Origin of the sequence: Paeniglutamicibacter sp. Y32M11 (genome assembly GCF_019285735.1) — a bacterium.
Classification (GTDB): Bacteria; Actinomycetota; Actinomycetes; order Actinomycetales; family Micrococcaceae; genus Paeniglutamicibacter.
Genome location: NZ_CP079107.1, coordinates 2,836,050 through 2,855,081, shown reverse-complemented (window position 1 = coordinate 2,855,081; position 19,032 = coordinate 2,836,050). Strand labels below are relative to the sequence as shown.

Here is a 19,032-nt window from a genome sequence, read left to right as displayed (position 1 = left end):
GGGTCTATTCCGCCCCTATGAATGAGGAAATTCTTTTTGTCTACTGACATGCCCGAAACCCAGACCAAATCCGCCGATACCAAGACCGAAGAGAACCAGATTCTCTTCAGCGATCTTGGACTTGATGGCCGCGTCCTCGCCGCCGTTTCCGATTTGGGCTACGAAAAGCCCTCCCCGATTCAGGCAGCCACCATCCCGCTGCTGCTCGAAGGCCGCGACGTTGTTGGCGTTGCACAGACCGGTACCGGCAAGACCGCCGCGTTCGCCCTTCCCGCACTGTCGAAGATGGCAGAGCTCGCCGACCTCAATGGCACCGCACGCAAGACCCAGGTTCTGGTTCTTGCTCCGACCCGCGAGCTCGCGCTCCAGGTCGCCGAGGCCTTCACCTCCTACGCCAAGCACATGGGTGACTTCACCGTCCTTCCCGTGTACGGCGGATCCGCTTACGGCCCGCAGCTTGCCGGCTTGCGCCGCGGCGCTCAGGTTGTTGTAGGCACCCCGGGTCGCGTCATCGACCACATCAACAAGGGTTCCCTGGACCTGTCGGACCTGCAGTACGTGGTTCTGGATGAGGCCGACGAAATGCTGCGCATGGGCTTCGCCGAAGAGGTCGACAAGATCTTGGAAGCTACCCCGGAAGAGAAGCAGGTCGTGCTGTTCTCGGCCACCATGCCGTCCTCGATCCGCCGCATCTCCAAGCAGTACTTGCGCAACCCGCAGGAAATCTCGGTCAAGTCGAACACCTCGACCGGTACCAACATCCGCCAGCGCTACGTGCAGGTCATGGGAGCCCACAAGCTCGATGCCATGACTCGCATCCTGGAATCCGAAAAGTCCGAAGGCGTTATCGCCTTCGTTCGCACCAAGATGGCAACCGAGGACCTGGCCGACAAGCTCAAGTCCCGCGGCTTCACCGCTGCAGCCATCAACGGTGACATCCCGCAGCAGCAGCGCGAGCGCACCATCGAGAACCTTCGCGATGGCAAGATCGACATCCTGGTTGCCACCGACGTTGCAGCCCGTGGCCTCGACGTTGAGCGCGTGTCCCACGTGATCAACTTCGATATCCCGCACGACACCGAGTCCTACGTTCACCGCATTGGCCGCACCGGCCGTGCCGGCCGCTCGGGCGACGCCATCCTCTTCATGACCCCGCGCGAAAAGTACTTGCTGCGTGCGATCGAAAAGGCCACCCGACAGACCGTCGAGCATATGCACCTGCCGAGCGTTGACGCAGTGAACGACAAGCGCCTTGCGAAGTTCGCCGACCAGATCGGTGAGACCATCACCTCTCAGGATCTGACGATCTTCCGTAACTTGGTCGAGAAGTTCTCCGCTGAGCACGAAGACATCGACGAAGTTCAGATTGCTGCCGCACTGGCACACATGGCACAGGGCGGCCGCCCGCTGCTCATGCAGGAAATGCCAGCGGCTCCGGCCAAGCAGGCACGTCTTGCCGGCGGCGGCAAAGATGGCTTCGGCTCTCGTGGCCCGTCCCGCGCCCTGACCGAAGGCAACGCCACCTACCGCATCGCCGTTGGCCGTCGCCAGCGCGTCATGCCCGGCTCCATCGTTGGCGCACTTGCCAACGAAGGTGGCCTGACCTCCGCTCAGATCGGTGGCATCGACATCCGTGCCGATCACACCCTAGTGGAACTGCCAGCAGATCTCTCGGCAGATCAGCTCCGTTCGCTGTCCCGCACTCGCATCGGTGGCGAGCTGATTCACCTCGAGCTCGACAACGGTCGCAGCCCGAAGTCTGACCGCGAAGGTGGCCGCGAAGGCGGAGGCTACCGCGGTGGCAACGGCGGCGGCGGTTACCGTGGCGGCAACAGCGGCGGCGGAGACCGTGGCGGTTACCGTGGCGGCAACAGCGGCGGCGGAGATCGTGGCGGTTACCGTGGCTCAAGCGATCGTCGTGAAGGCGGTGCCACCGAGGGCGGCTTCGACCGCGACCGTGGCGGCAACGCCGGTGGCGGCTACCGCGGCAACGCAGGTGGCGGAGAGCGTAGCTTCGGCGGCTCCTCACGCAAGCCTCGCACGACTGGTGGCCCGCGCCGCCGCGATTACTAAGCACTAAATAGACCGAACCCCCGGCGGTTGTTCATCCTGGAAACAGGAAGGACAACCACCGGGGGTTTTGTTTTACCCGAAGCAGCTACTGCCGCGGCCGCGGCGAGACTATTGATCCGTACTCCACGAGTGCCATGAGAGGTGATCTTTCCCGTGGGAAGACCTGGTGCCACGCACGGCCCACCGAGGGTGCAACAGAGCGCTGCGCGGCGGAAGCGCGGCGCCCAGCGGCTTTGCTCGCTTGCGCACGCGTTAGCCGTGGTTGCCGGTGCTTCTAAGGATCAGGTGGCCTCGCATGTCGAGTATTCGGAAGACTGCCCAGAAGGTGTTGACGGCTGCTTTAGTGAGCCCCGGCTCTCTCGAGACCACTCTGCGGCGACCATATCAAGCGGCTCCGGAGCTCTCGGCTGTGATGCTGTGGCGATTCATCGTCTGAGCTAACGAATAGTTCCGGTGAGTTGCATCACGGTTGGAGCCGCGAAACTACCATCTGGCATGCACCTTTCGGTGGATTTTGTGCCGTCCGCCACAAAAGTGCATCTCGATTTCACGCGGCCCAAAAATGCTGGTAGAGTATTTTCTCGTTGCCCCCCTAGCTCAGTGGTAGAGCGCGTTCTTGGTAAGAACGAGGTCACCGGATCGATTCCGGTGGGGGGCTCTGAATGGAATGACCCGCGCCTGAATCTTCTTGAAAAAGATCCCGATGCGGACGCGGGTATTCACCATTCGTGGCGGCTTAGCTCAGCTGGTTAGAGCGCACGACTCATAATCGTGAGGTCCCGGGATCGAGTCCCGGAGCCGCTACAGAATGATCCCCGTCTCCTTTGGAGGCGGGGACTTTTTTGTTTGCCCAGATGCGAGTGAGCGGGACCTAGCCCGGCACTCACCGGGAGTCCGCTGAGAATCTGTAGGTATTGTGCTGCGATGACAAGTGCGCCGACGACGTCTGTCGTAAGGTTATGCGGTGATTTCTATTCTAAATTTGCAAACGACGATAGCTGCCATCGCAGTACGTCCGGTGTCTGCCAGCTTCCTACCGGACTGGCTGAATCCGGACGTTTTTCTCCGCAATCCCGCGTTGGGCCCGTGGGTCATTTTGTTGATCTGCGGAATCGTATTTGCTGAAACAGGGCTGCTGGTCGGCTTCTTCTTGCCAGGGGATTCCATGTTGTTCACGGCCGGCCTCTTGGTCGCCACCGGTGCACTGGACGTGAGCCTGCCATTGTTCGCCACGCTGATCTTCATTGCGGCTTTTGTTGGCGATCAGACAGGCTATCTCATCGGGCGGAAAGCCGGACCTGCGATCTTCAACAAGCCTGACTCCCGATTCTTCCGCCAAGAATATGTTGAAAAGGCGCACGGCTTTTTCGAACGCTTCGGGGGACGTGCCGTCGTGTTGGCACGGTTTGTCCCGGTGGTGAGGACTTTTGTGCCGGTAATCGCAGGGGTGGCTCATATGAGTTACCGCGTCTTTGCGCTCTACAACTTGTTGGGTGCGTTGCTATGGGGCGTTGGCGTGACCATGCTTGGATTCTGGTTGGGGCAATACGCGTGGGTCGGAGACAATATCGACCTTATTTTCATCGTGATTGTCCTACTTTCGGTCATCCCGGTCGGAATTGAATTGCTGAAGGCCAGGAGCCGCAGGACCACCGAGGGTCGCTCGTGACTCGAGTTCACCGGCTCTAAATTGCCCGCAGAAAGCATGCCGCCACTGCCTTCTGGCGCTGGCGGCATGTTCTCAGTGTGGTGTTCGTCATGAAACTGCCCCTCGATGTGCAATATGGGTCAATTGTTGTGTAGAGTATTCTCTCGTTGCCCCCCTAGCTCAGTGGTAGAGCGCGTTCTTGGTAAGAACGAGGTCACCGGATCGATTCCGGTGGGGGGCTCTGAAAAAAGAACCGTGGTTGATCCCAGAAATGGGATCAACCACGGTTCTTTTTCGTTGAATACTCAGCGGCTATTTTCGAAGTGATGTATTGCCGCTGACACGGGAAACGATGCGATCGATCAAGACCCCGATGCCGATGGCAACTGCCACGGCAATCACGATTCCGAGCAAGTGGTGTTCCTTGAACCATTGGCCCGCCAGCACACCGATCAGAACCGAGTAACTGGCCCACCCCAGGCTGGAAAAACACGTCAGGATGACGAAGGTGCGGTGCGAGAATCCCGTAGCTCCAGCTACCAGATTGACTGCGACGCGTCCGATGGGAACGAAACGCGCCACCAGGATCAATGACACCGGACGAAGACGTAATTCATAGCCAGCCCACGCGAAAGCGTGTTGAAGGCGTTTGCGGCGCATCCAAGCAAATCGAGTGGTACCGATCGAGCGGCCCAGTAGATAAGCAACGTTATCGCCCACAAAGGCACCAAGTCCTGCAACCAATCCCAAAAGCCAAGGATTTGGATTTCCCTGAGTTGGAATGAGTGAAGCTAGCGCCACAACTAAGGATTCGCTTGGGACGGGTGGGAAGAATCCATCAATGGCGCAGAATGCGAAGACCACAAAATACGACATCGGGTTCCCGGCTGCGGCGAGGACAAAGTTGCTCAGCGCGTCCAACGCGGTGGATATAAAGTCCAAGTGAGATCCTGTTCGTTCATTGCCCCGGCCGAACTCGACAAACATGGGCTTGTGGTTCAAGGCTAGTCATGACCAATACCATTTCCTACTTTGGTTTGAGATGTGATCAAACCGACTCAATCCGGCGATTTTATGGGGTTGCCCGATAGGATTGAAGAAAGTGTGAAAACCACAACCTTACGAGTCCTGCCCTTCGGGGTGGAAGTATTGAGGGTATTCGCAGATTTTGACCACGAACCTTCAGGAGAGGACGAGGCCCATGCCCAAGGCGGACTTCAACCAAGACTTCCCTACCCGCGCCTCGTTGCGGCGCGCTCGTCAGGCCGAGCTGGAAGCTGAGCAAAAGGCCAAGGCTGATGCCAAGAAGACCGTGGCTAAGCCGGGGGAGTCCGACGAGTTTGATGACGTCCCTGAAGGCAGGGCGGCCGGTTCCAATCCGCTGTCGAACAAGCCGAGCCCAGCGTCCGTGAACAGAGTACCCGCAGCCGTTAATCAGCCAGCGGCAAGCAGCGAGACCAAGACCGCAGCAGCTTCCCCCGCTGGCGGCGCGCACGAAGCAGCTAAAACGGCCGAAGCTAAGCCGTCCATCTCGACTCCCAAGCCGCATCCGGTACCCACTGCTAAGCCAGAGGTTCAGCCCGCGGCCGCAAAATCGGCGCCGACGGCAAAATCTGCGTCTTCGGCAGCTGCCCATAGAGGGACTCCGACTCCGGCCGCCAAGCCTGCGTCAGCTCAGGCTGCAAAGCCCGCTGTGACACCGGCGGCAAAACCGGCCCCCGCTGCGACCCCAGCGTCAGCAGCGAAGCCCGCTCCCGTAACAAAGCCCGCGGTGGAAAAGGCTGCAAAGCCTGCACCAGCGGCACCTGCACCAGCGGCGGCCAAACCCGCAGCAACACCCGCTGCAAAGCCTGCACCAGCGGCAGCGGCAGCGCCCGCGGCGAAGCCAGCCGCAAAACCTGCACCAGCAGCAAAGCCTGCAGCAACGCCAACTCCTGCTGCAAAGCCCGCCCCAGCGGCAGCGGTAGCGCCCGCAGCGAAGCCAGCAGCAACACCAGCGCCTGCGGCAAAGCCAGCAGCGGCCCCGGCTGCAAAGCCAACAGCAACACCAACCCCGGCAGCCAAGCCATCGGTAAAGCCAACTCCTGCGGCAAAGCCTGCACCAGCGGCAACGCCAGCCGCGAAGCCCGCAGCAACACCAGCCCCAGCAGCCAAGCCGGTACCAACGCCCGCAGCGAAGCCCGCTGCTACACCTGCACCCGCTTCCAAGGCTGCGTCGGCACCAAGCGCTAAGCCAGCACCAGTCGTCGCTAAGCCCGCAGTTCCTGCAGCAAAAGCCAGTACCCCGGTGGCCGCAGCAAAGCCAGCTGCTAAGCCAGCCCCGGTTGCGCCCAAGCCAGCTGCACCGAAACAGGACGTGGCCAACAACGCAGCAACGGTCAAGCCGGCGGAATCCACCTCGACTGCTGCTCAGACTCCTGCTGCGGTGTCCAACGAGGGATCCTCCGAGGACCTCACGACGCCCGAGGGTCGACGTCAGGCCTTCCGTGAAATGAACCCGGCGGCAGGAACCCGCGACACCTTCCTGCGTCCGGAGGATGAGACGACCTTCCGTGCTGAGCGTGGATTCCGCGGCTTCCTGGCTCGTCTGGGCTTTAACATGGAACCCTCGGCCGAGGAAGTCGAAGAACGCCAATGGCGCCGACTCGTGGGAACACGCCTGAACGAACCCAAAACCATCTCCGTGGTCAATGGCAAGGGTGGGGCCAACAAGACACCCACCGCAGTTCTTCTCTCCGCGGTCTTCGGCCGAAATTCCGGTGACCCGGTGCTGGTCTGGGATAACAATGGAACCCGCGGAACCCTAGGTTGGCGCACCGTGCAGGGACCGCACGCCGCCCATTCCATGGACCTGCTTGCTGCCGCGCCGCGGCTCAAGGAAGTCAAGGTCGGTGACCCGGTCATCCACAACTACACGCACTACCAGCCCGAAGATTGCTACAGCGTGCTGCGCACCGACCCCACACTCCTGGCCAGTGAGCAGTTCATCAACGCGGAAAACTTCGACGAACTACATGGGATCGTTTCGCGCTTCTTCGCGCTGACCATCGTTGACTCGGGTAACGACGAATCGGCCGAGCGCTGGATGCGCATGATCGACCACACCGATCAGCTGGTCATCGCCAGCACCACGGTGGAGGAACACGCCGAAGCGGGAGCCCTGCTGCTCGAAGCTCTGGCCAAGCGTGGCGGCCACTATGCGGAACTCGCCAAGAATGCCGTTGTGATCGTCTCGCAGCACCAGCCACATGGCAACAGGGAACAGTTGGACCGCATCGCTCACGGGTTCTCCCGTCTGGCCCGCTCGGTAGTCACGGTTCCCTACGATGCGGCCTTGGTCAAGGGTCAGATTCGGCTCGAACAGCTGCGTCCGGCCACCCGCCGAGCTTGGTTGCACGCGACCGCAGCCGTCGCCGAGGCCCTGCACGACTAAGTGGAGGCTTCAGCTTTGCTCTGCCGCGGCATCCGCTGGCCAGCGTCCCCGGGAACTCCACAGCTGAGCCTGGACGACGCGCAGCAGGCCAGTCGGGACGTAAAGCTGGCGAGGGGCACCCGGATTGGCTTCCGGGTGCTGCCCGGGCGCTGGTGCCTAGGCCACCAACTCGTGGCGGACAAGGACCATCGAACTTTGGTGCCATGCCCACGTCAGACCCTGATCACCAGCGGCACCCAGTGTGATTTATGCGAAGCCGCGGACCAGACTCGAGCGATGCATGACTTCCACCGGAGCGATCGGGCCAGCCCCGGACTCCGCGACTACTTGAATCAACCACACTGGCTCTATATCGCCACGTTTGCTCACGGTGTCACCAAGGTGGGTACCGCCGCGAACCCCAGCAAATGGCGTCGGCTTGCCGAGCAAGGCGCCATCGTCGCACGCTTCGTTGCCTGGTGTCCCGATGGAGCCAGTGTGCGTCGACTCGAAGATGCGCTGAGCAGCGGATTAGGCATCACCCAGCAGGTGAGGGCAAATTCCAAGGTTCGTGGCCTGCTGGAGGGCCATGCGTCAACCGAGCAGCTGGATCGAGTCAATGCCGAGGCGGCTACTTCGGCGCGCTCCTTGCTGGCCGAACATCTCGGCGCCTCCGGTTCCACCTCCCGCATCGTGGAGGAACGCTGGCACGTCCCGGAGCCCGGCGTGGAATTGCTGGTGGGACTGAATGCCAAGAGTTTGCAACCGTATCCGGCGGATCTCACGACCGCCGAACATGGATTCACCAGTATTTCCGTGCTGGGACAGGTGATCGGCGTGAGCATCGAGGGGCAATCGGGACTCTTTGTTGCCAACGCAGCCCTGCTTAAGGGTCGCAAGCTTGAACTCGGTCCTCATGTGACCAAGGCACCACCGGTGCAAAGTGCCCTGTTCTAAGCCGAATCGCCCCACTGAATATAGGATTGGGACATGACCAATACCCCCTGGGAAGCTTCTTCCGGACTGTATAAGAAACTGACCTTCTCTGCGATGGGCGTTGAAGCCATCGGCATCGTAATGGCCGTGATCGGTGCCAGCACGCAGAACATGGCACTGCTCTATACGGCGATGGTCGTGATCGGCATCGGGTTGCTGGGACACCTCGGCGGGATGGCCGTGCGTGCCCGTGACGCCAGGGCATGGCGCGTCGCCCAAGGATTGGTGAAACCGCGGGCACCCAAGCGGGGCAAATCCGCGTCCAAGGACACCCTCTAACACCGGTACCTTGGTGCTCCACCGGGCTGCACCCCCGGATTAAGACCACATTTTTCAAGCATTCGTCCCCCACAGGAGCGGTAGCAGTTATGAGCATTAACCCCGAGCTGGCAGGTCGGGTCTACCCGGCCCAGGAACCCTACGTGGTGGGACGCGAGAAGATCCGCGAATTCGCCACGGCAGTCAAGGCCACCCACCGGGCCCACTTCGATCTGGATGCCGCGGCGTCGCTGGGTCACGATGATCTGTTGGCTCCGCCGACCTTCGCCATCATCGTGGCGCAGCGCGCGGATGCGCTGCTGGTCAACGATCCGGACAGCGGCATCGACTTCTCCCGTGTGGTTCACGCCGACCAACGCTTCACCCATCACCGCCCCATCATCGCGGGCGATGAATTAGTAGCAACGCTGCACGTGGACACCGTGCGCGCCATGGGCTCTGGCGCGATGATCAGTACCCGCGCCGAAATCACCACGGTGGCCGGCGAACCGGTTGCCACCACCGTTTCCTCGATTTTGGTACGCGGAGAGGACCAGTAATGATCGACTTTGACACCCTCGAAAAGGGCCAACAGATCGGCTCCACCACCGTGTACGTGAACCGCGCGGATCTGGTGCGTTACGCCGGAGCCTCCGGAGACTTCAACCCCATCCACTTCAACGAGCGCTTCGCCACCGAGGTCGGACTGCCCGGCGTTATCGCCCACGGCATGTTCACCATGGGTGCAGCGGTACAGCTGGTGAGCGACTGGGCCGGAGACCCTTCGGCCGTCATCGACTACCAGACGCGCTTCACCAAGCCCGTTCCCGTGGACGATCCGGCCGGCAGCAACCCGGGCGAGACCCCGGGCACGGCCATCGAGATCACTGGTGCCATCGGTGCACTTGATGCCGAGGCTCGCACCGCCCGGGTCGATCTGAGCGTTCTGGTGGCCGGGACCAAGGTCCTGGTGAAGGCCCAGGCCGTGGTGCAACTCTGAAAAAGGGACCACGTCTTCCCACTCGCCGTGCCAATGCCGAGGTGCTGCCCTGGCGTAACGGCGTCATCGCCCTGTACTTTGCCTCCGGGCTGATCCTCTCGGCGTTGGTTTCCCGGCTGCCGTCACTGCGCGACGCGCTGGGACTCACGCACGGAGAAATTGGGTTGTTGTTGCTCTGCATGACGGCGGGGTCCTTCGTCTCGGTTTCCGTCTCCGGATACCTGGTCATGCGTCTGGGCTCCAAGCGCACCCTGGTCGTGGGATCCTCACTGGCGGCCATTTCGCTGGCCGTGGTGGGTCTGGGAGCGGTGGGTTTGCACTCGCTGCCGGTGACCGGGGCGGCTCTGGCGTTTCAGGGTGCCGGGGCCGCGGCCTGGAATGTTGCATCAAATGTGCAGGGCGCCGCGATGGAACGCGCCCTCGGTGTCTCAATCATGCCGGCGCTTCATGGTTTCTTCTCCGTGGGCACGGTGGTGGGGGCCGCAGCCGGCGCCCTGGGCGCGGCGCTGCACCTGTCCATCGCCTGGCATTTTGCGCTCGTCTCGGCGGTGGTGCTGGTTCTGATCCACACCGGGACCCGCGTCTTCCGGGCCGACACCTCATCCACCGGCAGTGGAAGCTCCAACAAGGCGCTGCTCGCGGAAGCCTGGCGCGAACCGCGCACCGTGCTTTTGGGCGTGCTGGTGCTAGGTATGGCGCTGGCCGAGGGCGCGGCGGGGGACTGGGTAGCGCTCGCCTTGGCCGACGGCTACGGCGCCATCAATTCCCTGGGCGCCATCGGCTACGGCGTTTTTGTCACGGCGATGACCATCGCCCGGCTCGGCGGAGGGCGCATCCTGGAACGTTGTGGACGCGTCACGGTGATCCGCCTCTCCGCGGCCAGCACGTTGATTGGGCTGCTGCTTTTTGTCTACGGTCCGTCCCTGACCACCGCCTTTGCGGCCTTGGTCTTCTGGGGCTTGGGCGTGGCCATGTGCTTCCCGGTGGCGATGACCGCCGCATCGGATGATCCCATGCGCGCCGCGGCACGCGTCTCGGTGGTCTCCACCATCGGCTACGGTGCGTTCCTGGGCGGACCTCCACTGCTGGGCCTGCTGGCCGATGTGGTGGGCCTGCTGAACGCCCTCGCCTTTGTCGGGATCCTCGTTGTGATCTCCTTTGTCCTTTCCCCGGCCGCAGGGCCGGTCAAATCCACCCCCAAAAACTAAGGCTGATTCCCCGTGAACACCCCCTTGCTGGCAGAGCTGACGACCACTGGTGTGGGCGGAGCCGCGCATTCCTTGGTGCGAGCCACCACCGATGAGCAGATCATCACCACCATCCGCGCCGCCGATGCCACCGGCACCCCGCTCCTGCTGGTGGCCGGAGGCTCAAATCTATTGATCGATGATGCCGGATACCCGGGCACCGTCCTGCAGATCGCCACCGAGGGAGTGCACATCGGCAAGACGCTCAGCGATGGCCGCGTCCGGGTGGAAATTGCCGCGGGGCACCCGTGGGACGACGTGGTGGCCCAGAGCCTTGCCGCGGGTCTCAGCGGCCTGGAGGCACTCTCCGGGATCCCCGGATCGGCCGGTGCAACGCCGGTGCAGAACGTCGGCGCCTACGGCTCCGAGGTCGCCCACACCTTCCTGGAAGCCACCGTCTTTGATCGCAGCACCGGAACCGTGAGTAACTTCGGTACCGCAGCGCTGGGCTTCGGCTACCGGGACTCGCTGCTCAAGCGCACCACCACCAACGGATCCCCGGAATTTGTGGTGCTCTCCGTCTCCTTCGCGCTGGAGGCCAGTAGCCAATCGGCTCCGATCCGTTATGCGGAACTGGCCCGCTCGCTGGGCGTTGGCGTGGGCGAACGGGCAGCTGCGCGCGCCGTGCGGGAGACGGTCTTGGCCCTGCGCGCCTCCAAGGGCATGGTGTTTGACCCGACGGACCGGGACAGCTGCTCCACCGGCTCCTTCTTCACCAACCCCATCGTTCCCGCGAGCGCCTTGGCATCATTACCGGCCGACGCTCCGAATTTCCCGGTGGATACCCCCGGGATGGTCAAGCTCTCCGCCGCCTGGCTGATTGATCGGGCCGGCTTCGCCAAGGGCTTCGGATTGCCCGGCACGGCCGGGGAATCACTCGGTGGTGGGCGCGCGTCGCTATCCACCAAACACACCCTGGCGATCACCAATCGCGGGCAAGCCAGCAGCGCAGATATCCTGGCCATTGCCCGGGCCGTACGGGCCGGGGTTAGGGACCGTTTTGGCATCGAACTGCACAATGAGCCGCTGCTGATCGGCTGCGAGCTCTAACCCGGGAGCAAAACACCATGGCGGCATCCACTCCGGGCCTGAGTCCCCGGCAGCGCAGCACCATCTCCAGGCTGCGGCTGGGAGCGCAGGGGCTCGCACCCGAATGCGGGCCCGCGACCATGACGCGCAGCGCCAGCACCCCCGACGAGGTGGTGGCCGCGCTGGGCATGATCCAGGCCCAAGACCTGCCGCAGGGATGCTGGGGCATCGGTGCTCGGCTTCCCGGCGCCGGACTCACCGAGATTCACGACGCCCTGGCCCGTGGATCCATCATTCGCACCTGGGGTGCCCGGGGCACCTTGATGCTGATCGTGCCCCGGCTGTACCGCACCCTGCTTGCGGTGACCGGCGCGCGGATGGAATCCCAGATGCGCGCCACACGGGCCGCCGAAGCGATCACCGATGCCGAAATCGATGCCCTTGCCGATGTTGCGCGCGCCCGCTGCGGGCGCGAGGGCGCAACCCGCGCGCAGCTACTCGCCGCCTTTGGTGCCGCGGGATCAAGCATCGCCGGACAGCGCGGCTACCACCTGATCGTTGCCGTGGCGCTGCGCGGTGCCATTGTCCAGGGACCGATGGAACCCGGAAGTAGCACCCGGCAGCTCTTCATGGAAGCCTCGGAATGGGTGAAGGAACCGGACGCTACCCTCGATCCGGATCAGGCGCTGGATGAGTTGGTGCGCATCTACTTCGCCTCGCACGGCCCGGCGACCATCGCTGATTGTGCCTGGTGGCTCGGATTGCCGCTGACACCCGTCCGGCTGGCGGTACAGCATGCCGCTGACACGCTGGCGAGTGTGGAGCTGGGTTCTCGGCGTTTCTTCTTCGCACCAAGTCACCGAGATCGCTGGGAGACACCGCCCGGCGCCCGCTCCGTGGTTGCCCTACCCGGATTTGACGAGTTCATCCTCGGCTACAAGGATCGCACGGCAACCCTAGCCCCGGAATTTGCGGAGGTCGTGACCCCGGGGAAGAACGGACTTTTCCGCCGGACCGTTGCCGCCGGTGGGGAAACCATCGGCACGTGGGAGGTGGAGTCGAAGGGCATGACTCGAGTGGCCCGTTTTGTGCCCTTCTCCGGGATAACGGTTTCGGCCGCACGCCACGGCGCCATCGAATCTAGGATGAACGACTACTTGAGGTTCCGCGACTCCTAGGACACGTGTCCCTTCCGCCGAGAAGTGCGCAGAGAAAAGTCGAGGAGGGCTGAGCACCGCGCAGACCTCGCTTCGCACGGACCGAGCAGCGCTCCGGGGGTGGCCGACACAAGACACAAGCCGGCCACCATACCCCTACGGGATGGTGACCGGCTTGTCTCGTGTCCCGCAGGACCATCAATTTATGGGGTTAGAGGCGGCCCTGCGCGATGGCCAGCATGCGGCGCAGCGGTTCGGCGGCACCCCAGAGCAACTGGTCACCCACGGTGAAGGCAGAAATGTACTGCGGGCCCATTTCCAGCTTGCGGATGCGTCCCACCGGGATGTCCAAGGTGCCGGAGGCGGCAACCGGGGTCAGCGCGTCGACGGTGGCTTCCTTGGTGTTCGGAACCACCTTGGCCCACTGATTGTCCGCATCCAGCAGCTTCTCGATCTCGGTCACCGACAGGTCCTCGGTGAGCTTGAGGGTCAGTGCCTGGGAGTGCGAGCGCATGGCGCCGATGCGCACACAGAGCCCGTCAACGACGACCTTGTTGGCCTCGGTGTTGCCCAGGATCTTGTTGGTCTCCACCCCGGCCTTCCACTCCTCCTTGGACTGTCCATTGCCCAGATCCGCGTCGATCCAGGGAATCAGGGAGCCGGCCAGTGGCACGCCAAACTGGGTGGCATCCAGGCCGCCGCGCTGGGCGGCAAGGACCTTGCGGTCGATCTCCAGGATGGCGGAGGCCGGGTCATCGAGCTCGGAGGAGACATGGCTGTTGATGTCACCGAACTGGGTCAACAGTTCGCGCATATGCCGCGCGCCGCCGCCGGAGGCGGCCTGGTAGGTCATCGAGGTGCCCCACTCGACCAGACCGTTCTTGAACAGCCCGCCCAGGCCCATGAGCATGCAGGAGACGGTGCAGTTGCCGCCCACGAAGTCCTTGGTGCCGGAGGCCAGAGAGCCATCGATGACGTTGCGGTTGATCGGGTCAAGCACGATCACCGAATCATCGTTCATGCGCAGCGTGGAGGCCGCGTCGATCCACAGGCCATCCCAGCCGCGCGAGCGCAGTTGCGAGTGCACCGCGGTGGTGTAGTCCCCACCCTGGGCCGTGACGATGATCGGCAACTTGGCCAAGGTATCAATGTCGTAGGCGTCCTGCAGGGCGCCGGCACCCTCGGCAAAGGCCGGGGCGGCACCTCCTGCATTGGAGGTGGAAAAGAACACGGGGTCGAGGTTCGCGAAGTCGCCCTCGTCCTGCATGCGTTGCATCAGGACGGAGCCGACCATGCCGCGGTAACCCACAAAGCCAACGGAAGAAGTCATGGTTCAAGCTTAAGGGGTCGGCGCCCCGTCAGGGGAGTCGGTTACGCGCCGTGCTTGATCACACGATGTCTTTGTTTTTCGTCGGCCAAGAATTGTGCCACAGCAGATTTGGCTTGGGCAGCCCGCGGGCCTTGCGCAGTTTCCGGGCCCGGTGCTCGGCCAGCCCCAGATGCATGAAATACCAAGCGATGGCGGCGAAGAGCAGCTCGACAAAAACCAGTCCCGCCCATTCGCCTGCGGTGGCGTCGTGGATAAAAAACATGTAGACGAACAGCGCCAGGACGGCGATCCAGCACAGCGTGCCGACGAAGAGCATGCCCGCGCCGGTGGTGATTTTGGCACCGACGCCGCCGGTGATGAAGCCGATTTCTTCTCGTTTGTAGCTGAACAGTTCACCCTGAACAGTGCGCACCAGTAGTCGCTTTTCACCCGCATCGACGGCTTCTTTATGGGCCAGCATGACAATCATGTCGCGTTTGTCACGTTCTGGATCGTAATGATTGAACATGCTCTTTTTGGGCTTAGGTTTGGGCGGCACCGGGGGAGTCATTCTTATTTGCCCGGCTTTTCGCCCTGTCCGGCCAGCAGCGCCTTGCGCATGCCCACCAGTTTGAGCGAGCCAAACGCGAAGATCTGGGTGAAGACCAGCAGCAGCACCAGTCCCATGATCTTCGACCCGGTCAGGACCATAAACAGGCCCAGGCCGGCAAAGATTAGCGCGAAGAGCGGAAAGAGCATGTAGCCGAGGACAAAGAGTCCCTCGGGGCTGGTCTTCAGTGCCTTGATAGCGTCCTTCATGCCTTTTGCTCCCATGCTTCGACGCGGTACTGGGTGCCGTTGGCACCGGTGGCCCACCCGATCTCGGGATCGGACAGGGACTTGGTCCACGATCCATCCAGTTTCGGTGCCGTGGTGTCACCCTTCGGCGAGGCATTGATGACGGTTTTGATGGCTAGGTGAGCCTGGGGGGTGAGGGCGGCGTAGATCTCTCCGCCGCCGATGACCCAGATCTCCTCGGCACCGGCAGCCGTGCGAGCTGCGCTCAGGGCTGCGGCGGTGCTGGCCACCGGCACGGCGCCGGCGGTACGCAAGGCCTCATGGCGATTCGTATCGCGGGTAATCACGATGTTGGTGCGTCCGGGCAACGGTCGGTACTTTTCCGGGAATGATTCCCAGGTCTTGCGCCCCATAATGACCGGGTGACCGTTCGTGGTGCGCTTGAAGTGGGCCAGGTCCTCGGGAAGGGACCACGGCATGGAGCCGTTGGCGCCAATGACGCCGTCGGCCGCTTCGGCCCAGATCATGCCGATGCGCTCGGTGATGGTGGTTTCGGCGCGGTGTCCGGCGCTCTGCTGCGGGTTGCTCATACGGCGATGGGGGCCTTAATCGTCGGGTGGTGTTGGTAGTCCTCGATCACGAAATCATCAATCGTGTAGTCGAAGATCGAATCGGGGGTGCGCGTGATGCGCAGGCGTGGATACGGGTAGGGCTCGCGGGTCAGCTGTTCGGTGACCTGCTCCACGTGGTTGTCGTAAATGTGGGTGTCCCCGCCGGTCCAGATGAACTCACCGAGCTCTAGGCCGAGCTGGTCGGCCATCATGGCGGTCAGCAACGCGTAGGAGGCAATGTTGAACGGGACCCCTAAGAACATGTCGGCGCTGCGCTGGTAGAGCTGGCAGGAGAGTTTGCCGTCGGCGACGTAGAACTGGAAGAACGCGTGGCAGGGAGGCAGCGCCATGTTCTGGATCTCCGCGACGTTCCAGGCCGAAACGATATGGCGGCGCGAATCCGGATTTTCTCGCAAGGAGTCCATGACCTGTGAGATTTGGTCGATATGGCGGCCATCGGCCGTGGGCCAGGAGCGCCACTGCACGCCGTAGACCGGGCCCAGCTCGCCATCGTCATCTGCCCATTCATCCCAGATCTTCACGCCATTCTCGCGCAAGTATGAGGTATTGGAGTCCCCGCGTAGGAACCAGAGAAGCTCCACGGCGACAGACTTAAAATGGACGCGCTTGGTGGTGATCAGCGGAAAGGATTCCGCCAAGTCAAAGCGAATCTGGCGGCCAAAAACACTCGAGGTGCCGGTTCCGGTTCGATCACCCTTGGCAGTGCCATGGGCAAGAACGTCGCGGAGTAGGTCTTCGTAAGGGGTTGGAATCGTCACTGAACCAGTCTAAACGCTGGCCGCGCGATCGCCTGCTGGGGAAGTCCTCGCGTGGGCACCGACTCCTTGGGCCGGCTGCCAAGTGATGCCCAGTGGACACCTCAAGATTGCTGGGCGTGCCGCGTGGCTTCCCGGCGCCTTTCCCTCATCTACGGGCGCAATTCGGTGTGGGCGTGGGGCCTCGGTGGTCAGAAATCCTGCCGACGATGAGCTGCCGCAAAACGTCGCGGCAGCACGCGGTGTGATCCCAAGCTCGGGAACAAGCCTGCGGCGAGTCGAATCTCAATCCACACCAGGAAGTGGGTGGTGGCAGTGCGGCACCCCGAAATTAGACGCAAGAGGAACGACGTGCATCCCACGGGGCGCCTCGATGGCATCGGCCTTGTCCCACAGGACCCGTGCTCGGCGAGTGAACCTAGTCGGTGTTCCTCAGTCGGCCCTGAAGCAGTGACACTAATGTCTCATCGCTGATTCCCGCTTGCCGGGAGGCGGCGATCAGATCAGCGATTTTAACCTGAAGGTGTTCATCCGCCGCACGGGTAGAGTCCGCCGGTGCATGGGTCACCATGGTCCCCAGCCGTCGCCTGCTCTGAATCAAACCCGCGGCCTCAAGCTCCTTGTACGCTCGAGCCACGGTCCCGGTGGCCACACCAAGGTCGGTGGCTAGCGCCCGAACGGTGGGTAGACGTGCCCCGTCGGCCAGCCGACCAACGGCGATGAGGGAAGCGATCTGCGTGCGGATCTGCTCAAACGGGGGCGTTGCATCACGAAGGTCAACGGCAATTTGGATACTCAATGGTTGCTCGGCGTGGAATATTGCGTAATTGGCCGCGGTGCACGATAAATAGTGGCCGCCGGAAGCAGGCACAGAATGATACCCAGCGCCAAGGTGATGAGCTGGAAGCCGGACGGATCCTGGTCGTAGTACATACCCTCGCCATAACCAGGTCCGCTGGGTGTCCAAAATGTCGGATCTGCCAATAACGACGTGAGCAGCAAGGAAACGCCACCGACCATCCGGGCGCCGCGCTGAGCCAGCAATAAACGGATCTTGGTGTCTTCGCTCCGACTGGCGTCAGCCAACCGTGCACGGTGGGTCGCGTTGCGGTAAAGCGCACCAGCAAGGGCCGCGACGATGACGAGCACCGCGGCTGCCCACCACACGATCTCGCGAAGAGCGGGCGGGCCGGCAACCGCAAAGTTGATGACCGATGTTACTCCGACCGTTGTTGCCAGAGCCAGCACCGTGAGGAACCACCCCGGAAGCAGACCCCGGCGGGGTGTCTCGAGGCTCTGTCCGCCGACTCTGCGAGAGATCACCCATGCGGCCAGCAGATTCAGCAGCAGATAGCTGCCCGCCGCCAGCGCAATGGCCAAGGCTAGGTTCCCCATGGTTTGCAGGCGGGTGGGGTCGGTGGAGTCAAAGGAGAAGGTTTGGGTCCCGTCGGCGGAGGTTGTGGTGCTGTAACTGGCCCCCTCGGCCTGCAGCCCCAGGAACATGACAACCAGGAACATCACGAATAGTCCGATGCCGTGGATCAGCAGCAGGAAGTCTCGTGCCGTGGAAAACGAACGGGACGGAGCCGAGCTTCCGGCGAGCGCGATGGGAGAAACATCAACAAGTTTCGGAGGGGAGCAGCTCACGACCACGACGATCAGCAGTAGGAAGCCGAAGCCGCTTATCAGGCTTAGGGCGTTCGCATGGTTTTGTGCGCTCTCGCTAAAGAAGGGGCCGCCGGCCGCGATCGGGACGGCCCAGTCGCCCCGAGCTCGGATGCCTTCGGCGAGATACGACGCGGAGGCGGCGCCAAAGCCGGCAACAACTATCGACGCGGTACGCAAGAGCCGATTGATCCACACCGAACGCAGGATGGAATTCTCCCCGGCGTCCAGTGCATCTAATGGAGGTCGCCGGACAATGACTGCCGCTGCTCCGGCGCTCCCCAGAAGGGCCAAGGCCAGGCCGCCCATGAGGTAGGGCCCCACCTCGTTGCCGGATCGAGTTCCGGTGATGGAAGAAATGTAGGGGACATTGCCCTCGGCGTCGGTGGAATCGAGATCTATCGGGTTTCCGTCGTCGTCAACGGGGTTCCCGAAGTCATCGGTCTCTCCGTTGTAGCTCATCTCCTGCGAGCTCGAGTCGTTACCCTCCCGGTGCGGAGCGCCGGGGTCATTCCAGGCAAAAATAATGGCCACCGTGCTGATGACTGTGCAGACCAGGAGCAGGCCTGCCAAGAATTTAGGCACCAACGTCTTGACGCTGCGTACCTCTAGCGAGGCGCTGCGCACCGGTTTTAAATGCCGGGGCCAGGTGAATTGGCCCAGGATGTAAACAAGCGTCAGCCACAGGCCGGGTGCTGCGGCATGCATCAGCAAAACGGGTTGGCCATCGACGATGATCCCGGTGTGGGTTTCGGGGTCGATGGCCCACAGATTCGACAGGCCGGAGGTTCCCGAGGCCAAAAACGCTATCAGTGCCGTCCAGAAGGCATGGCGTGAAATGGCTTCGGTGGTGTTGGTCGCGTTTGGTGCTGCCACGAAAAAGCGCAAGAGGACATAGATCAGCGCGGCGGATATCGCCAAGCCGAAACCGACGGATGTCAGTGCATTGATCATGAAGTGGTGCTCCCAAACCTCGAACTTTGTATCAATGTATCAAGTCTTTGAGACAAAGTTCGAGGGGGATCGGCACATGAAGCGAAAAAGTGCCGAATT

The 19,032-nt window shown here is 62.4% G+C and carries 19 protein-coding genes and 3 tRNA genes; 13 read left to right on the top strand and 9 right to left on the bottom strand.

Annotated elements, in window-relative coordinates; all coding sequences use genetic code 11:
* The first annotated feature begins 48 nt into the window (after positions 1 to 48).
* The 5 genes from KUF55_RS12625 to KUF55_RS12605 all read left to right on the top strand — a co-directional run bounded on the left by KUF55_RS12625 (position 49) and on the right by KUF55_RS12605 (position 3,962).
* Positions 49 to 2,073 carry a DEAD/DEAH box helicase gene (locus KUF55_RS12625; protein ID WP_218818782.1) on the top strand — a complete coding sequence of 675 codons (2,025 nt, stop codon included), beginning with the start codon at positions 49 to 51 and terminating at the stop codon, positions 2,071 to 2,073.
* Positions 2,074 to 2,659: 586 nt separating this feature from the next.
* Positions 2,660 to 2,731 (top strand) — tRNA-Thr (locus KUF55_RS12620).
* A gap of 72 nt (positions 2,732 to 2,803) precedes the next feature.
* A tRNA-Met gene (locus tag KUF55_RS12615) sits at positions 2,804 to 2,877 on the top strand.
* 163 nt (positions 2,878 to 3,040) lie between these two features.
* Complete coding sequence (locus tag KUF55_RS12610) at positions 3,041 to 3,742, top strand: VTT domain-containing protein (RefSeq protein WP_218818781.1); 702 nt, start codon at positions 3,041 to 3,043, stop codon at positions 3,740 to 3,742.
* 148 nt (positions 3,743 to 3,890) lie between these two features.
* A tRNA-Thr gene (locus KUF55_RS12605) sits at positions 3,891 to 3,962 on the top strand.
* 71 nt (positions 3,963 to 4,033) lie between these two features.
* On the opposite strand, the gene KUF55_RS12600 is transcribed toward KUF55_RS12605, so the two are convergent.
* Together KUF55_RS12600 and KUF55_RS18950 are read right to left on the bottom strand one after the other, a co-directional pair.
* Positions 4,034 to 4,642: a DedA family protein gene (locus KUF55_RS12600; RefSeq protein ID WP_132361063.1), complete on the bottom strand. Its 609-nt coding sequence runs from the start codon at positions 4,640 to 4,642 to the stop codon at positions 4,034 to 4,036.
* A gap of 753 nt (positions 4,643 to 5,395) precedes the next feature.
* Positions 5,396 to 6,103 carry a hypothetical protein gene (locus tag KUF55_RS18950; RefSeq protein WP_218816817.1) on the bottom strand — a complete coding sequence of 236 codons (708 nt, stop codon included), beginning with the start codon at positions 6,101 to 6,103 and terminating at the stop codon, positions 5,396 to 5,398.
* Between KUF55_RS18950 and KUF55_RS12590 the strand changes: the two genes are divergently transcribed.
* The 8 genes from KUF55_RS12590 to KUF55_RS12555 all read left to right on the top strand — a co-directional run bounded on the left by KUF55_RS12590 (position 6,078) and on the right by KUF55_RS12555 (position 12,841).
* The gene (locus KUF55_RS12590; protein ID WP_218816816.1) at positions 6,078 to 7,154 is read left to right on the top strand and encodes an ATPase; all 1,077 of its coding nucleotides are present in this window, start codon (positions 6,078 to 6,080) and stop codon (positions 7,152 to 7,154) included. The genes KUF55_RS18950 and KUF55_RS12590 overlap by 26 nt on opposite strands.
* Positions 7,155 to 8,090 (top strand): DUF2797 domain-containing protein, encoded by a 936-nt coding sequence (locus KUF55_RS12585; protein WP_255557021.1) that lies wholly within the window; start codon positions 7,155 to 7,157, stop codon positions 8,088 to 8,090.
* Between the two features lie 33 nt (positions 8,091 to 8,123).
* Entirely contained in the window at positions 8,124 to 8,408 is a 285-nt protein-coding gene (locus KUF55_RS12580) for a hypothetical protein (RefSeq protein WP_132358768.1), read from the top strand.
* Between the two features lie 89 nt (positions 8,409 to 8,497).
* Positions 8,498 to 8,947: a MaoC family dehydratase N-terminal domain-containing protein gene (locus KUF55_RS12575; protein WP_132358766.1), complete on the top strand. Its 450-nt coding sequence runs from the start codon at positions 8,498 to 8,500 to the stop codon at positions 8,945 to 8,947.
* Positions 8,947 to 9,387 (top strand): MaoC family dehydratase, encoded by a 441-nt coding sequence (locus tag KUF55_RS12570; protein ID WP_132358764.1) that lies wholly within the window; start codon positions 8,947 to 8,949, stop codon positions 9,385 to 9,387. Before KUF55_RS12575 ends, KUF55_RS12570 begins: the two co-directional genes overlap by 1 nt.
* Positions 9,388 to 9,428: 41 nt before the next feature.
* Positions 9,429 to 10,595 (top strand): MFS transporter, encoded by a 1,167-nt coding sequence (locus KUF55_RS12565; RefSeq protein ID WP_132358762.1) that lies wholly within the window; start codon positions 9,429 to 9,431, stop codon positions 10,593 to 10,595.
* A gap of 12 nt (positions 10,596 to 10,607) precedes the next feature.
* Complete coding sequence (locus KUF55_RS12560; RefSeq protein WP_132358760.1) at positions 10,608 to 11,684, top strand: UDP-N-acetylmuramate dehydrogenase; 1,077 nt, start codon at positions 10,608 to 10,610, stop codon at positions 11,682 to 11,684.
* Positions 11,685 to 11,701: 17 nt separating this feature from the next.
* On the top strand, positions 11,702 to 12,841 hold the full coding sequence (locus KUF55_RS12555; protein ID WP_218816815.1) for a winged helix DNA-binding domain-containing protein: 1,140 nt from the start codon (positions 11,702 to 11,704) through the stop codon (positions 12,839 to 12,841).
* 190 nt (positions 12,842 to 13,031) lie between these two features.
* Here the strand turns inward: KUF55_RS12555 and asd are convergent, their stop codons facing one another.
* The 7 genes from asd to KUF55_RS12520 form a co-directional block, all read right to left on the bottom strand.
* Entirely contained in the window at positions 13,032 to 14,150 is a 1,119-nt protein-coding gene (gene asd, locus KUF55_RS12550; protein ID WP_132358756.1) for an aspartate-semialdehyde dehydrogenase, read from the bottom strand.
* 58 nt (positions 14,151 to 14,208) lie between these two features.
* Positions 14,209 to 14,700 carry a hypothetical protein gene (locus KUF55_RS12545; RefSeq protein WP_218816814.1) on the bottom strand — a complete coding sequence of 164 codons (492 nt, stop codon included), beginning with the start codon at positions 14,698 to 14,700 and terminating at the stop codon, positions 14,209 to 14,211.
* Positions 14,701 to 14,702: 2 nt separating this feature from the next.
* Positions 14,703 to 14,948, bottom strand: coding sequence for an NF038396 family protein (locus KUF55_RS12540; protein WP_132358752.1), 246 nt, complete (start codon positions 14,946 to 14,948; stop codon positions 14,703 to 14,705).
* Positions 14,945 to 15,454 (bottom strand): dihydrofolate reductase, encoded by a 510-nt coding sequence (locus KUF55_RS12535; RefSeq protein WP_370630994.1) that lies wholly within the window; start codon positions 15,452 to 15,454, stop codon positions 14,945 to 14,947. The genes KUF55_RS12540 and KUF55_RS12535 overlap by 4 nt, the downstream gene beginning before the upstream one ends.
* A gap of 59 nt (positions 15,455 to 15,513) precedes the next feature.
* Positions 15,514 to 16,317 (bottom strand): thymidylate synthase, encoded by an 804-nt coding sequence (locus tag KUF55_RS12530; protein ID WP_132358748.1) that lies wholly within the window; start codon positions 16,315 to 16,317, stop codon positions 15,514 to 15,516.
* Positions 16,318 to 16,732: 415 nt separating this feature from the next.
* Positions 16,733 to 17,113 (bottom strand): GntR family transcriptional regulator, encoded by a 381-nt coding sequence (locus KUF55_RS12525; RefSeq protein ID WP_132358746.1) that lies wholly within the window; start codon positions 17,111 to 17,113, stop codon positions 16,733 to 16,735.
* Positions 17,110 to 18,933 (bottom strand): hypothetical protein, encoded by a 1,824-nt coding sequence (locus KUF55_RS12520; RefSeq protein WP_218816813.1) that lies wholly within the window; start codon positions 18,931 to 18,933, stop codon positions 17,110 to 17,112. Before KUF55_RS12520 ends, KUF55_RS12525 begins: the two co-directional genes overlap by 4 nt.
* Positions 18,934 to 19,032: the final 99 nt, after the last annotated feature.